Origin of the sequence: Pseudomonas sp. BIGb0381, assembly GCF_024809815.1 — a bacterium.
GTDB lineage: Bacteria > Pseudomonadota > Gammaproteobacteria > Pseudomonadales > Pseudomonadaceae > Aquipseudomonas.
This window is the reverse complement of record NZ_JANUEN010000002.1, coordinates 536358-550704: the sequence shown is the minus strand read 5'-3', so window position 1 is coordinate 550704 and position 14347 is coordinate 536358. Positions and strand designations below refer to the sequence as shown.

The 14347-nt window shown below is 62.4% G+C and carries 12 protein-coding genes; 5 read left to right on the top strand and 7 right to left on the bottom strand.

What is annotated here, in order from left to right; translation table 11 throughout:
- The first annotated feature begins 24 nt into the window (after positions 1 to 24).
- Entirely contained in the window at positions 25 to 486 is a 462-nt protein-coding gene (locus M2397_RS08870; protein ID WP_131696108.1) for an NUDIX hydrolase, read from the top strand.
- On the opposite strand, the gene M2397_RS08865 is transcribed toward M2397_RS08870, so the two are convergent.
- Positions 470 to 1033 (bottom strand): cysteine hydrolase family protein, encoded by a 564-nt coding sequence (locus M2397_RS08865; protein ID WP_259242668.1) that lies wholly within the window; start codon positions 1031 to 1033, stop codon positions 470 to 472. The genes M2397_RS08870 and M2397_RS08865 overlap by 17 nt on opposite strands.
- 128 nt (positions 1034 to 1161) lie before the next feature.
- Here M2397_RS08865 and M2397_RS08860 point away from each other — a divergent pair, with 128 nt between their 5' ends.
- The 3 genes from M2397_RS08860 to M2397_RS08850 all read left to right on the top strand — a co-directional run bounded on the left by M2397_RS08860 (position 1162) and on the right by M2397_RS08850 (position 4327).
- Complete coding sequence (locus tag M2397_RS08860) at positions 1162 to 2568, top strand: XAC2610-related protein (RefSeq protein WP_259242667.1); 1407 nt, start codon at positions 1162 to 1164, stop codon at positions 2566 to 2568.
- Between the two features lie 130 nt (positions 2569 to 2698).
- Positions 2699 to 3826 carry a saccharopine dehydrogenase NADP-binding domain-containing protein gene (locus M2397_RS08855; RefSeq protein WP_259242666.1) on the top strand — a complete coding sequence of 376 codons (1128 nt, stop codon included), beginning with the start codon at positions 2699 to 2701 and terminating at the stop codon, positions 3824 to 3826.
- A gap of 3 nt (positions 3827 to 3829) precedes the next feature.
- A complete protein-coding gene (locus tag M2397_RS08850) occupies positions 3830 to 4327 on the top strand; it encodes a DUF2269 domain-containing protein (protein WP_131696112.1) in 498 nt (165 codons plus the stop codon).
- 55 nt (positions 4328 to 4382) lie between these two features.
- Here the strand turns inward: M2397_RS08850 and M2397_RS08845 are convergent, their stop codons facing one another.
- The 4 genes from M2397_RS08845 to M2397_RS08830 form a co-directional block, all read right to left on the bottom strand.
- Positions 4383 to 4835 carry a thiol-disulfide oxidoreductase DCC family protein gene (locus M2397_RS08845; protein WP_259242665.1) on the bottom strand — a complete coding sequence of 151 codons (453 nt, stop codon included), beginning with the start codon at positions 4833 to 4835 and terminating at the stop codon, positions 4383 to 4385.
- Positions 4836 to 5009: 174 nt separating this feature from the next.
- A complete protein-coding gene (locus tag M2397_RS08840) occupies positions 5010 to 6347 on the bottom strand; it encodes an MFS transporter (RefSeq protein WP_131696114.1) in 1338 nt (445 codons plus the stop codon).
- Between the two features lie 150 nt (positions 6348 to 6497).
- On the bottom strand, positions 6498 to 7433 hold the full coding sequence (locus M2397_RS08835) for an EamA family transporter (protein ID WP_145337724.1): 936 nt from the start codon (positions 7431 to 7433) through the stop codon (positions 6498 to 6500).
- Between the two features lie 208 nt (positions 7434 to 7641).
- Positions 7642 to 9207: a PAS domain-containing methyl-accepting chemotaxis protein gene (locus M2397_RS08830; RefSeq protein WP_131696116.1), complete on the bottom strand. Its 1566-nt coding sequence runs from the start codon at positions 9205 to 9207 to the stop codon at positions 7642 to 7644.
- A 163-nt stretch (positions 9208 to 9370) separates the two neighbouring features.
- Between M2397_RS08830 and M2397_RS08825 the strand changes: the two genes are divergently transcribed.
- Positions 9371 to 11569: an OsmC domain/YcaO domain-containing protein gene (locus tag M2397_RS08825; RefSeq protein WP_131696117.1), complete on the top strand. Its 2199-nt coding sequence runs from the start codon at positions 9371 to 9373 to the stop codon at positions 11567 to 11569.
- Between the two features lie 124 nt (positions 11570 to 11693).
- Here M2397_RS08825 and M2397_RS08820 read toward each other — a convergent pair whose 3' ends face one another.
- Together M2397_RS08820 and M2397_RS08815 are read right to left on the bottom strand one after the other, a co-directional pair.
- A complete protein-coding gene (locus M2397_RS08820; protein WP_259242664.1) occupies positions 11694 to 12860 on the bottom strand; it encodes a cystathionine gamma-synthase in 1167 nt (388 codons plus the stop codon).
- A complete protein-coding gene (locus M2397_RS08815) occupies positions 12857 to 14233 on the bottom strand; it encodes a cystathionine beta-synthase (protein WP_167656729.1) in 1377 nt (458 codons plus the stop codon). The genes M2397_RS08820 and M2397_RS08815 overlap by 4 nt, the downstream gene beginning before the upstream one ends.
- Positions 14234 to 14347: the final 114 nt, after the last annotated feature.

The window sequence follows — 14347 nt, the reverse complement described above, 5'->3', positions numbered from 1 at the left end:
GAAAACTACCCAAGGAATACACCCATGCGTGAACGAAAAGCAGCACGACTGCTGGTGATCAACCCCGCGCACGAGGTGCTGTTGTTCAGGTTCGTCCATAAAAACGGCGCGTTGGCCGGTAAAAATTACTGGGCCACTCCCGGCGGCGGCGTTGAAGCCGGGGAGACTTTCGAGGCGGCTGCCATCCGTGAGCTGCGCGAGGAAACCGGTATCCAGGTGCAGGCCGTTACTGCGTCCATCGCTGAGCGCCGATTTGCGCTGATGCTGCCCAGCGGTGAAACGGTGTCGGCCGTCGAGCACTACTTTGTGGTCCGCGCCGCCAGCAGCGAACTGTCCAAGGCCGAATGGACGCTGGAAGAGACCCAGGTAATGGCGGACCATCATTGGTGGTCGGCTCAGGCGTTGCGCGCCACCGAGGAAACGGTGTGGCCCGAAGCGCTGGTTGAAATGCTGGCGCAGGCAGGCGTGTTCAGCGCAGAGCGCTGAGAATTCCAGCCGTCTCGACCACCCTGGCGTAGTCCATTGCCAGGTTGCTCAGTGACAGCGCGTGCACGTCCTCGGCCGGCCACAGGCGCCCGGACAAATCGGTTTGATCGAAGGTGTAGCAGGCGTCGGCGGCGATGATCACGTCAAAGCCAAGATTGCCGCCTGTGCGCGTCGTTGCTTCGACGGAGTTGTTGGTGATCACCCCGGCGATCACCAGTTGCTTGATCGAACGCGCATGCAGCCAGCGTTCCAGCCCCGTGGCGGTGAAGGCACAAGGTACGTTCTTTTCCACTACGTGTTCGTGGGCCAGCGGTTGCAGCGCAGGCTGAAATTCGCAGCCCGGCTGGCCCGGCCAGAATACCGAGCCGGGGGTACGGGAGATGTGCCTGACGTGTACCACAGGCCGCCCCGACTGCCGCCAGGCGTCGAGCAACTGCTGCAACTGCTGCTCGGCCTGCGGATTATTGCGGCGCCCGAGCTTCGGATCATTCATGCCCTGCTGCATGTCGATGATCACCAGTGCAGCGTTGGTGGCTAACGGTTCCATGGCACATCCTTTGGCTCGTGAGGCACAAAACATAGCAGTCATTGAGTGCGCCTAAACAGCGATTTGTTCGAAGCCTTCGCCATTTGCCTTTACACTGCCGCCCCCGAATTTCAGCAAGGATGCGTTGGATGCGTACGCGACTCAGCGGTGTACTCCTGTCCCTGGCCCTGGCCGCTCCCGTCATGGCCGAGCCCCGTTCGTTCTCGGTCAATGACCCCAGCGGTCACTACCTGGTCGAGGTGTTGTTCCCGGAGTTGCCGCAGGACTTGCAGCACCTGGCGCCGGCGCTCATCACCCTGCGCGATAAAAGCTCACTCGAAATCCTTCAGCAATTGCAGACCCCGGATGCCCATGTGCCGTTGGACCAGCAAGGTAAAACCGTGGACTGGCGCCTGATGGGGGAGAACGGCGTGGTGTACTTCGCCGATATCAACCAGGATGGCCGCCAGGACCTGGCGATCCGCAATGGCAACGGCGCGGATAAAGACTTTCAGTCGAGTTACGACGTGTATCTGCAAGACCCGCAGAAGCCCCACTGGGTGTTGAATGGTCCCTTGACCGAGCTGGCCAACGAGACCTCCGGCGGGATGTTTTCGATCAATCCCAAGGACGGCACTATCCATTCGCAGACCGACCGTGGTTGCTGCTGGACCCGCGCCAGCCGCTATCAGATGCGCGACGGTGAACTGGTAAAACTCAGCTCGTACACCCAGGCAGAAGTGCCCGCGACCGACGATGACGCCAACAACAGCATGCCCAGCGGCTACATGCTGCGCACCACCGGCGAGTGGAAGGACGGTCAATGGCTGGAAACGCCAAGGCTGGAAGGGCCGGTAAACGAAGACCCCGAGTTCCTGGCCGGCACGCTCAACGGCAAGATCCCGGTACAACTCTGGTACCAGCAACAGGGCGCGGTGCTGATCGGTGAGTTGCGCTACACCAAAAGCGGCAGCGGCAAGCCGATCAAGCTGGTGGGCAATCAGGGTGAATACGGCGACCAGTCGTTTATCTACCTGCACGAATATGCCGATGACGGCCGTCAAACCGGCATCTGGCGCATCACGCGGGAAACCGTCGAACCCTATGCCTACGCGGGCACCTGGGTCAGCGGCGCCAAGGGCGACCAGCCTGAACTGCAGATTCAACTGCACAGGCAGGACCGGGAGCCTGAGTACGACAAACTCGGCGACGTGGCCCGTGACCAGCGCGATGGCCATTACCAGATGCGCGACGACTTTCTCGGCCGCGACGGTGACCTCGACCTGAAAATCCTTCCCGACCGCGATGCCCAGGGCCGGGAGGTGGCGGAACTTAGCGTGACGCTCAAAGACACCGGCACCGACAAGATCATCATCACTACGCACCAACGCGTGCCGATGGAAACCGCAAACCTGATCATCGTGCGCACACCCCAGGCGCCGCCTCGGGCCGGGCCGTATCACATCCAACTGGTGAAGGGCTTTGCCGTGATCGAGCACAACTCGGCGCCGGACAGCCAGGACTATCTGACCGGGCTTTATCGTAAGCAGCCCTGAGGCTTGGGAGCAGTGCTGCCTGAGTGTTGTTCCTGGCTCAGGCGGTTAAGCAAATCGGGTATCTTTAGCCGTTTCAGCCGCCGGCCTGCCTCAGGCCCTGCGCACAATTGATTGATCAGGGAAACATGCAATGGCACTCAGGGTGATGGTGATCGGCGGCTACGGCAACTTTGGCAGCATCATTTGCCGGCACCTGGCGGGCGCGCCGGGCATTGAACTGGTGGTCTCGGGCCGCCACCCACAGAAGTTGCAGGGCAAAGTCGATGCGTTGAAAACGTCCTCCGGCCGCTTGTGCGAAAGCTGGTGCGGCGATGCCATGGCGGCCGGGTTCGCTGGCGTCTTGCAGTCGATGGACATCCAGTTGGTGATCCACACCGGCGGCCCGTTCCAGGGGCAATCCTATGCCGTCGCCCAGCACTGCATCGACGCGGGCGTGAACTACTGCGACCTGTCGGACTGCCGGACCTTCGTCAATGGCGTCGGCGTGCTGGATGCGAAAGCCCGGCAGGCGGGCGTGGCCGTCCTCAGCGGTTGCAGCTCTGTGCCGACGTTGTCGTCCGCCATCATCGACCGGTACCGCTATCGCTTTATGCGCATCGACACCATCGAGCATGGCATTTCCTCTTCGGCGAAGATGCCGGGGCTGTCGACCATCGAAGGTGTGCTTGCCTACGCGGGCAAACCGATCAAGCAACTCAAGCAGGGCCAAGTGCACGAAGTGCTGGGCTGGCAGGACCTGACCCTGCGCAGGATGCCCCAGCTCGGCACGCGGGTGCTGGCCAATGTGGACGTGCCTGACATGGATATATTCGCTGGCCGTTATGGCGCCCATACCCTGCGCTTCAAGGCCGGTGCGGGGCTCAAGCTGGGCGGTGTCGCCAATTATCTGCTGGCGCAAGCGCTACGCATGGGTATCGTGCGCGACCACCTTGCATGGGCCGCCAGACTGCATCGCCTGGGCACCTGGTTCGAACGATTGGGTGATGGCAAAAGCGCGATGTACATCGATGTGCAAGGCCTTGGCATGCACGGTCAGCCGCTGTCCCTGGCGGTGCAACTCACGGCCCTGGAAGACAAGGGCCCGGAAATCCCCAGCTGCGCAGCCGTCGCCCTTGCCACCAAAATGGCCCACGGTTACGTGCCCGAACCCGGTGCCCGCCCGTGCGTAGGCGAAATCAGCGTCGACGAATACATGGCCGCCATCAACGAACCGACGAAGCTGAGCCTGATGGTGCGCTTCTCTGACGGGCAGGCCTGACGGATGCTCTACCTATGCCTGAAGTACCTGCACATCATCGCGGCGATTTTCCTGTTCGGCTTCGGCATGGGCTCGTACCTCTACCTGATCGCCGCCAGTCGCACGGCCAACCCGCAAGTGATCGCCCATGTGGCGCGCATGGTCGTACGGTTTGATACCTGGATTACCACGCCGGCGGGCGTTATTCAGATCATCACGGGCTTGCTGCTGATCCAGCTTGCCGGGCTGTCTGTGACCACTGAATGGGTACTGACCGCGTTGATCATCTTCCTCTGCGTGGGCTCGCTGTGGCTGCCGGTGCTGGTACTGCAGAAGCGCTTGCAGCAGATGGCCTCTCGGGCGGTCGAGACCGACACGGTGCTGGATGATGGATACCGTGGTGTGTACCGGCAATGGTTCTGGCTGGGCGTCTTTGGGTTCTTGGGGATGTTTGTGATCGTGATGATCATGGTGACGAAGATGACGCCGTGGCAGTTGGTTGGGCTGTTTGTGGGGGGCTGAGTGCCCGCTCAAGACTTGGCATCCCAAGCCGGTGCAACGATGCATACCGCTTTGTTCATAACGGCCCCTTCAAAAAGCGCTGCTCATGATCCGGATCCGGCAACAGGCAAGTGTCGTATTTGCCGAAGAGCCGATAGCGATTACGCGCGATGCGATCGTAGGCCCAATCCCGCAGTACGCGCGGGATACCGCGCAACAGCCGCAAGGGACGCCAGGCGCGAGGCAGTTGCGCGATGATTTCCAACACTGCATCCGAACGCACCCAATAGTGCCTGTCGCGAATCACCGCCAGGGTGTCGAACTGATCCAGCGGCAACCCGGCCCAGGCCAGCAGTGCCTGCCCTTCGGGGGATTGCACCGCTGCCAGCCGCACGCGTCGTTGACGGTCATGGCGAATCAGGAACCTTGCCCAGCCGTTGCACAGTTTGCACACGCCGTCGAACAACACCACGGTTTCGCCGGGCTTGAGCAAGGGCGCGGGAGCAGGGCGGGTTTGGGAGGTGGGCATATGCGTGGGTCCAATCGGCCGGGGGCATCCTGGATCATACCCGCTCAGTGGCGTGTGGCGCTGTTGTTCAATTGAAGCGTGAGGACCCGATAAGCAAAGGGCATCCCGTGTAGCAGCTGACGAGCTTCAGCGAGGCTGCGTCGGCCGCTGCTACGGTTTGGATGGTGTGAGTGCTTAACGCGAGAGCAGCGGCGCCGGGCTTTTGTCCTCATCGCCCACGTCATGCAGCGAAATCCTCGACGTCTCCGGCAACGCCAGGCCACCCGCCAACGCCAGCAACGCCACGGCAATCAGGTAGAACGCCGGTGACAGGTTGCTGCCTGTGGTGCTGATCAACCACGTGGCCATCAGCGGCGCGGTACCGCCGAAGATCGTATACGCCATGTTGTAGGTGATCGCCGAGGCGGTATAGCGCGTGCGGGTCGGAAAGGTCTCCGACAGCAACGCCGCCGTGACCACCCCGCACAACACCGCGCCCACCGCCAGCAACATCACCCCGACGATAGATGCCGCGAAGGAGCCGGAACTGGCCATCAGGAACGACGGATACACCACCACCATCAACAACACGCACGCCGTCATCACCGTGACCCGACGCCCCACGCGATCCGAATACAGCCCCGCCAGCGGGCAAATCGCCGCGGCGAAGATCAGCGCGATCAGCGACACCAGCAACGCCATCGCCCGACTCAGCCCACCGGCCACTTGCAGGTACGTCGCAAAGTAGGTGGTGAACATATAAAACGACAGCGCCGTCAGTGACACAAAAGCGCCCAGGCAGCAGATCGCCGCACCATGGTTGCGCAAGGTTTCCTTGAGCGGAGAGTGGGCGACCGCGTGCTCCTGCTTCACGGCCTGGAAGGCAGGCGTCTCATCCAGCTTCCAGCGCAGGTAAAGGCCCACCAGGCCCAGCGGCGCGGCGATCAGGAACGGCAGGCGCCAGCCCCAGCTGCCCATCGCCTCGGCGGACAACGACGCTTCAAGGGCGTATGCCACCACGGCGGCGGCGGCGAAGGCGGAGAATGTCGACACCGGCACGAAGCTGCCGTACCAGGCGCGCTTGTCGCTGGGTGCATGCTCCATCAGATAGGCACAGGCACCGGCGTATTCGCCGCCGGCGGAGAAGCCCTGGGCGCAGCGGATCAGTGACAACAGAATCGGCGCCGCGACGCCGATGGCGGCGTAGGTGGGCAGCAGGCCGATCAAGGTGGTGGCGCCGGCCATCAGCAGGATAGTCATGGCCAGGGTGCGTTTGCGCCCGATACGGTCGCCGAGCATGCCGAAGAAAATCCCGCCCAGGGGCCGGAAGGCAAATGCCACGGCGAATACCGCGAAGGTTTTGAGCAAGGCCGCGCTGGCGTCGCCACTGGGGAAGAATTGTTGGGCGATGGTGGTGGCGAGGAAACCGTAGACGGCGAAGTCGAACCACTCGACAAAGTTACCGATGCCGGCGGCGATGATGACCTTGCGCAGGGTCTGGGGGCTTACCTGTTCGGTGGAGGGGCTCGTCATGGGGAAGGCCTCGGAAGGGGTCGGGGATGCTGGATTATCCGGGGAAGGGGGATAGGCGGCCGGGCTCAAAAGAGTCGTCCGCATAGTCAGTAGCGACTGGTTGGGAGTGGAGGAGGCAGGAATTGGGCCAGGTCAGGCGGGGATCTATCGTTACCGCGCAGACTTGCGATACGTCAGCAGCACAATCCCGGTCACCACGATGACGCCGCCGAGCATCTGCCCGGCGCTGAGCATTTGATCGAGCACGATCCAGCCCATCAGCAACGTCGCCAGCGGCTCAATGTTCATGACCGGCGCATTGCGCGGCATGTCCAGGCGCGGGACCGAAATGAACAGCACGATAAAACCGGTGCCATACAGCACCACCAACGTCGCGAGTGCCAGCCAGCCGGTACTGGTGGCCGGCAGGTTCAGGCCGCCGGGAAGGGCGCCGCTGAGGCCGGCGAGGTTGACGCTGCTGAACACGACGAAGATCGTCAGCAGGCTGCGCACTGAACCGCGAACCTGGGACAACTTATGGTCGGTGATCCATAGCGCGCAGGCGAACACGAAGGCGGCGCAGAAGGCCAGGCTGACGCCGAGCAGCCATTGCGGGCCGATATCGGCGCTGGTTGAGAGGCGGCCGGGTACGTCCAGCACAAACACCAGGCCCAGCAGGATCAAGCCCATCAGCAAGGCGGTGCGCGTCGTTGGGCGTGGGCCGCCTAATACCCAGGTGAGCAGGGCGAGCAAAATCGGGAATACGTTACCCACCAGTAGCGCGAGCGCTACCGGCACGCGGGCGACGGCGGAGTAGAGGCACAGGCTCTGGGTGGCGATAAGCAGGCCCAGCAGCACTTGCCAGCGCCATGCACCTGCCGGCAGGCGCAGGCTTTGGCGTTGCCACAGCACCAAAGCGGCCAGCACCAGCAAGGTGCCACCCGAGCGCAGCAGAATGGCCAACAGCACACCGGCGCCATCATCGAAGGCGACGCGAGCGGCGATGTGATTGCCGGCGAAGGCACAGCCCATGCAGAGCAGAATCAACACGGCAATGGGGCGGGAGAACAGGGCAGGGGTGCTTTGCAGGGAGACGGGGGCAGTCATGAAGGGCTCGGGCAGTAGGCACCATCGTCGGGGATGGGGATTTGTTTTTAGGTTGTCGTACAACTTCGTGGTGGGATTTGTAGCGTGTTTGTGTCGAAGGGGCAAGGAGGTATTTCGTTTGAGTGGTTATCGTGTGGCGAGCGGGCTTGTTGTGGCAAGCCCGCTCACCACAGTAAGCGGGATGACTATCAGAGAGGCTTGTCTGCCTTCAGCGATTGAAGCGCTCCACCAACGCGTATTGGGTGGACGCGGTATTCGTCAATTCCTTGCTCAGGTCCGTGGATTGATGGGCTTGTATCGAGGTCTGGTCGGCCAGTTCGGCGATGGTGGTGATGTTGCGGCTGATCTCCTCGGCGACGGCGCTTTGTTCTTCGGTGGCGGCGGCGATCTGGGTGGTCATCTCGGTGATATGCGACACCGCTTCGCTGATGCCCACCAGGGCCTGGTCCGCCTCAAGCACCCAGGCCACGCCTTCCTGGGCTTGGCGATGGCCGTTTTGCATGCTTTGCACCGCGTTGTTGGAGGACGCCTGGAGCTTGGTGATCAGGCCATGGATCTGGGTGGTCGATTGCGAAGTTCGCTGGGCCAGTTGGCGCACTTCGTCGGCTACCACGGCAAACCCTCGGCCTTGCTCGCCGGCCCGCGCCGCTTCAATCGCAGCGTTGAGGGCGAGCAGGTTGGTCTGGTCGGCGATGCCTTTGATCACATCCACCATACTGCCGATTTCGTCACTGTCCCTGGCCAGTTGCGCCACGGTCACGCCGGTCTCCCCGACGACGACGGACAGGCGCTCGATGGCTTCGCGGGTATCGCGCGCGACTTCGCGGCCGCGGCCGGTCAGGACATTGGCCTGCTGAGTGGCATCCGCAGTGCGCTGCACATGGCTGGCGACTTCCTGGGTGGTCGCGGCCATCTGGTTGACGGCCGCCGAGACCTGTTCGGTCTCCTGGCGCTGGCGGTCCAGGCCTCTGGCGCTGGCGCTGGCCAGCTGATCGGATTGCCCGGCCAGGGTACTCAGTTGCTCGGCGCTGTCCTGCAGGCGGGTGAGGCAGGTCTTGAGGCGTGCGGCCTGGCTGATAAACGCGGTTTCCAAGCGTGACTGCGGGCCACGTGCATCACTGTACATCTGCGCGATCAAGGCATCCGACGTCGAGGGCTCAACCCCCTCCAGCAGCCGCAAGGTACTGCTCTGGCGCCCGCGTGAGCACAACAGGCCTACCGGCAGCGCGACAGCCGCAGCCACTGCGACAGCCACCGGTGCGCTGAGAAACAACCCGGCGACACTGCCAGCAATGGCGGTTGCAACATAAGGCACGCAGCTCAAGGCCGCCGGCAGCCAGGCATCCTGGCGGGGCACGCCCGGCTGGCCTTGGCTGAGACGCCGGTAGAGGGCCTGGGCGCGGCGGATTTCATCGGCTGTGGGCTTGACCCGCACAGACTCAAAACCAACCACCCGGCTGCCGTCGAAGATTGGCGTGACATAGGCATTGACCCAATAATGATCGCCATTCTTCGAGCGATTCTTGACGATGCCCATCCACGGCAAGCCTTGCTTGAGCGCACTCCACATGTGCGCAAAAACGGCCGGCGGAACATCGGGGTGACGCACGATGTTCTGGGGGGCGCCGATCAGGTCGACGCGTTCAAAGCCGCTGATATCGACGAAGGCGTCGTTGCAATAGGTGATCATCCCTTGAACATCGGTGGCGGAGATGAGTTTTTGCGAAGGCGCGAGTGAAACCTCGCGCTGTGTAACGGGCTGATTGTTGCGCATTCCGATTACTCCCTGGTTCCAAACAGTCCATCGGCGCGAACGTGCAGAAGATTAATGCACATTGACGATTTCGTCAGCCACTGGTCAAAAGCCTGAAACTTCCCAATGAAAAACCTCATAATAGCGGCCATTTTTGTTTAGCCCGTTATTCTGGTGTGCCCCCATGGAAATCAAGGTCAACTTTCTCGACAACCTCCGGCTTGAAGCCAAGTTCGATGACTTCACGGTGATTGCCGACCAGCCTATTCGCTATAAAGGCGATGGCTCGGCACCGGGGCCGTTCGATTACTTCCTGGCTTCGTCGGCGTTGTGTGCGGCGTACTTCGTCAAGTTGTACTGCAGCACGCGCAACATCCCCACGGACAATATTCGCCTGTCGCAAAATAATATTGTCGATCCGGAAAACCGCTATAACCAGATCTTCAAGATCCAGGTGGAGTTGCCGGCTGATATTTCCGATAAAGATCGCCAGGGCATCCTGCGTTCCATCGACCGTTGCACCGTGAAAAAAGTGGTGCAGGCCGGGCCGGAGTTCGTGATCGAAGAAGTCGACAACCTCGACGCCGATGCCCAGGCCTTGTTGATGCCGAGCGCGGGCAGCGAGGCGGGCACTTATATTGCCGGCAAGGACCTGCCGCTGGAGCAGACCATCGCCAACATGTCCGGGATTCTCGCCGGCCTGGGTATGAAGATTGAGATCGCCTCGTGGCGCAATATCGTGCCGAACGTGTGGTCGCTGCATATCCGCGACGCGCATTCACCGATGTGCTTTACCAATGGCAAGGGCGCGACCAAGGAGGGCGCCCTGGCGTCGGCGTTGGGCGAGTTCATCGAGCGGCTCAACTGCAACTTCTTCTACAACGACCAGTTCTGGGGTGAGGAACTGGCCAATGCGCCGTTCGTGCATTACCCGGACGAACGCTGGTTCCAGCCGGGCCCGAATGATGAACTGCCCAGCGAAATCCTCGACGCCTACTGCCTGAAGGTCTACAACCGCGACGGCGAGCTGCGCGGCTCGCACCTGTTCGACACCAACTCCGGCAATGAAGCGCGCGGCATCGTTTCGCTGCCGTTCGTGCGCCAGTCGGATGGCGAGGTGGTGTATTTCCCGTCCAACCTGATCGAGAACCTCTACCTCAGCAACGGCATGAGCGCGGGCAACACCTTGGCCGAGGCCCAGGTGCAGTGCCTGTCGGAGATTTTCGAACGGGCGGTGAAGCGCGAAATCATCGAGGGTGAATTTGCCCTGCCGGACGTACCGGCTGACGTGCTCGCGAAGTACCCGAGCATCCTGGCCGGTATTGCAGGCCTGGAAGCCCAGGGGTTCCCGGTGCTGGTCAAGGACGCGTCCCTGGGCGGCGAGTTCCCGGTGATGTGCGTGACCTTGATGAACCCGCGCACCGGCGGCGTGTTCGCCTCGTTCGGTGCGCACCCAAGCCTGGAAGTGGCGCTGGAACGCAGCCTCACCGAACTGCTGCAGGGCCGCAGCTTCGAAGGCTTGAATGACCTGCCGCAGCCGACCTTCGAAGCCCAGGCGGTGACCGAGCCGAACAACTTCGTCGAGCACTTTATCGACTCCAGCGGTGTGGTGTCGTGGCGCTTTTTCAGCGCCCAATCGGACTACGAGTTTGTCGAGTGGGACTTCTCCGGCCAGGGGGAAGATTCCAACGCTCAAGAGGCCGCGACCTTGTTCGGCATTCTGGAAGGCATGGGCAAAGAGTCCTATATGGCGGTGTACGAACACCTCGGCGCAACCGCCTGCCGCATCCTGGTGCCGGACTACTCGGAAATCTACCCGGTGGACGACCTGATCTGGGACAACACCAACAAGGCGCTGTTTTTCCGCGAGGACATCCTCAACCTGCACCGCCTGGACGAAGCCGAACTGCAGGCGCTGGTCGAGCGCCTGATCGAAAGCGAGCTGGACGACTACACCGACATCACCACCCTGATCGGCATCGAGTTCGACGACAACACGGCCTGGGGCCAACTGACCATCCTCGAATTGAAGCTGCTGATCTTCCTCGCCTTGCAGCAGTACGAAGAGGCCAAGGAGTGTGTGGAGATGTTCCTGCAGTACAACGACAACACCGCGGAGCGTGGCCTGTTCTACCAGGCGATGAATGCGGTGCTGGAGATGGAACTGGACGACGACCTGGAACTGGCGGACTACGAAGCCAACTTCCGCCGCATGTTCGGCAATGAGCGGATGGACGCGGTGATCGGCTCGGTCAACGGCAGTGTGCGCTTCCATGGGCTGACACCGACCAGCATGAAGCTGGAAGGGCTGGACCGGCATTTGCGCTTGATCGAGAGCTACAAGAAGCTGCATTCGGCGCGTGCCAACATAATCCAGGCGTGACGCCTACTCAATGTAGGAGGGGGCTTGCTCCCGATGGTGGTGGTTCAGACAAATATTCAGTGCCTGACACGCCGCTATCGGGAGCAAGCCCCCTCCCACAGTTGATCTTTGTTGGCTGGGGGATTTATATCCGTGCCAGGGCCTGCGCCAGGTCCGCTCGTAGATCCTCTACATCTTCAACCCCCACCGACAACCGCACCAGCCCGGCGCCAATCCCCAGCTGCGCGCGGGTCGCTGCCGGAATGCTGGCGTGGGTCATGATTGCCGGGTGTTCGATCAGGCTTTCCACGCCGCCCAGGCTTTCGGCCAGGGCGAAGAGCTTGACGGTTTCCAGGAAGCGCGTGGCGCCGGCCAGGTCGCTGTTCAAGTCGACTGAAATCATCCCGCCAAACCCGCGCATCTGCCTGCGTGCCAGTTCGTGCTGCGGGTGGGACGCCAGGCCTGGGTAATAGACTCGTGATACTTGCGGTTGCTGTTCCAGCCAGGTGGCCAGGTCGAGGGCGTTGCTGCAATGGCGCTCCATGCGCAGGGCCAGGGTTTTCAAGCCGCGCAGGGTGAGAAAGGCGTCGAACGGGCCGGCGATGGCGCCGACCGAGTTTTGCAAAAAGCCTACGCGCTCTGCCAGTTCGGGGTTGTCGCCGACGATGGCGATGCCGCCGATCACATCGGAGTGGCCATTGAGGTACTTGGTGGTGGAATGCACCACGATGTCGACACCCAATTCCAGCGGACGCTGGATCCACGGGCTGGCGAAGGTATTGTCGGCCACGCAGAGAATGCCGCGGCTGCGGCAGATCCGGGCGATGGCACTGAGGTCGGTAAGGCTCAGCAGCGGGTTGCTCGGGGTCTCGACCCAGACCATGCGTGTGTCGTCCTGCAAGGACGCTTCGAACGCCGCCACATCACTCAGGTCGACAAAGCTGAAACGGTGCCCGGCGCTGCGCTGGCGCACCTTGTCGAACAGGCGGAAGGTGCCGCCGTACAGGTCGTTGCCGGACACGATATGGGCGCCGGCATCCAGCAACTCCAGCACCGTTGAGATCGCCGCCAGCCCGGAAGCGAAGGCAAACGCCTGGCTGCCGCCTTCGAGGTCGGCCACGCAGCGCTCCAGGGCAAACCGCGTGGGGTTGTGGGAGCGGCCGTAGTCGAAGCCCTTGTGCACGCCGGGGCTGTCCTGCAGGTAGGTGGAGTTGGCGTAGATCGGCGGCATCAGCGCGCCCGTGGTCGGGTCGGGTGATTGCCCGGCGTGGATCACACGGGTGGCAAACGCGCTTTTATCGGGCTGGCTCATGCAAGGGATCTCCGCAGGTGGTTGAGCAGGTCGACGCGGGTGATCAGGCCGTGAAAGCCCGTCGCGTCGGCAATGATGGCGACCAGGCCACGGTCCAGTTCGGCCTGCAGTTCGGCCAGGCTGGCGCCGGGGTCCAGGGTTTGCAATTTGTCGCTCATGGCGCTGGCGACAATCATGGAAAAGTCCGCCGCATCATGATGCAGACCCAGCAGGATGTCGGACTCATCGATCACCCCTACCAGTTCGCGGCCGCCCACCAGCACCGGCAGTTGCGACACGTCCGCCAGGCGCATGCGCTGGAAGGCGGTGAGCAGGGTGTCGTCGGGGCTCACGCTGATCACGCGGCCATCTTCGAAGCGCCGCGCGATCAGGTCGCGCAGGTCGCCGTAGTGCTTGTAGTGCAGCAAGCCGGCATCGGTCATCCATTGGTCGTTGTAGACCTTCGACAGGTAGCGGGTGCCGGTGTCGCAGACAAAGGTGACCACGCGCTTGGGCACGCTCTGTTCGCGGCAATAACGCAGCGCCGCCGCGAACAGGGTGCCGGTGGATGAACCGCCGAGAATGCCCTCGGCCTTGAGCAGTTGGCGGGCGTGGTCGAAGCTGTCTTCATCGCTGATGGAGTAGGCGTGGCGCACGCTGGACAGGTCGGCAATCGACGGGATGAAGTCTTCGCCGATGCCTTCCACCGCCCAGGAACCGGGTGTTTCCAGTTTGCCGCTGCGGCTGTATTCGGCCATCACCGAACCCACCGGGTCGGCGAGGACCATTTCCAGCTCGGGCTGCACCCGTTTGAAGAAGCGCGTCAGGCCGGTGAGGGTGCCGGCCGAGCCGACGCCCACCACGATTGCGTCCACATCGTGTTGGGTTTGCGCCCAGATTTCCGGCGCGGTGCTGGTTTCGTGGGCCAGGGGGTTGGCCGGGTTGTTGAATTGGTCGGCGAAGAACGAACCGTCAATATCCTTTGCCAGCCGCGCGGCCATGTCCTGGTAATACTCGGGATGGCCCTTGCCGACATCGGAGCGGGTGATATGCACCTCGGCGCCCATGGCCTTGAGGTGCAGCACTTTTTCCGTGGACATCTTGTCGGGCACCACCAGCACCACCCGATAACCTTTCGCCCGGCCCACCAGCGCCAGGCCCAGGCCGGTGTTGCCGGCGGTGGCTTCAATGATAGTGCCGCCGGGGCGCAGGCGGCCGTCGCGTTCGGCGGCGTCGATCATGGCCAGGCCGATGCGATCCTTGATGGAGCCGCCGGGGTTCTGGGATTCAAGCTTGAGGAACAGCGTGCAGGGGCCGGTATCGAAACGGCTGACCCGCACCAGCGGCGTGTTGCCGATCAGTTCGAGTACGGCAGGGCGGGGTAGTGTGGGCATGTCGTCACCTGGGGGCTTAGGGTGGGGGGACAGCAAATGGCACAGCATGGTCTGGAACAGTAGGTCGGTATCGGGTCGGTCGCAACCGAGGGGGCCATTGAATGTCTTTTTTTG

What these genes read in the sequence shown, in the direction of transcription:
- M2397_RS08835 (WP_145337724.1), bottom strand. Translation starts at nt 7,433, where the DNA reads ATGACTGCCCCCGTCTCCCTGCAAAGCACCCCTGCCCTGTTCTCCCGC.
- M2397_RS08845 (WP_259242665.1), bottom strand. Translation starts at nt 4,835, where the DNA reads ATGCCCACCTCCCAAACCCGCCCTGCTCCCGCGCCCTTGCTCAAGCCC.
- M2397_RS08830 (WP_131696116.1), bottom strand. Translation starts at nt 9,207, where the DNA reads ATGCGCAACAATCAGCCCGTTACACAGCGCGAGGTTTCACTCGCGCCT.
- M2397_RS08860 (WP_259242667.1), top strand. Translation starts at nt 1,162, where the DNA reads ATGCGTACGCGACTCAGCGGTGTACTCCTGTCCCTGGCCCTGGCCGCT.
- M2397_RS08855 (WP_259242666.1), top strand. Translation starts at nt 2,699, where the DNA reads ATGGCACTCAGGGTGATGGTGATCGGCGGCTACGGCAACTTTGGCAGC.
- M2397_RS08815 (WP_167656729.1), bottom strand. Translation starts at nt 14,233, where the DNA reads ATGCCCACACTACCCCGCCCTGCCGTACTCGAACTGATCGGCAACACG.
- M2397_RS08825 (WP_131696117.1), top strand. Translation starts at nt 9,371, where the DNA reads ATGGAAATCAAGGTCAACTTTCTCGACAACCTCCGGCTTGAAGCCAAG.
- M2397_RS08865 (WP_259242668.1), bottom strand. Translation starts at nt 1,033, where the DNA reads ATGGAACCGTTAGCCACCAACGCTGCACTGGTGATCATCGACATGCAG.
- M2397_RS08870 (WP_131696108.1), top strand. Translation starts at nt 25, where the DNA reads ATGCGTGAACGAAAAGCAGCACGACTGCTGGTGATCAACCCCGCGCAC.
- M2397_RS08820 (WP_259242664.1), bottom strand. Translation starts at nt 12,860, where the DNA reads ATGAGCCAGCCCGATAAAAGCGCGTTTGCCACCCGTGTGATCCACGCC.
- M2397_RS08850 (WP_131696112.1), top strand. Translation starts at nt 3,830, where the DNA reads ATGCTCTACCTATGCCTGAAGTACCTGCACATCATCGCGGCGATTTTC.
- M2397_RS08840 (WP_131696114.1), bottom strand. Translation starts at nt 6,347, where the DNA reads ATGACGAGCCCCTCCACCGAACAGGTAAGCCCCCAGACCCTGCGCAAG.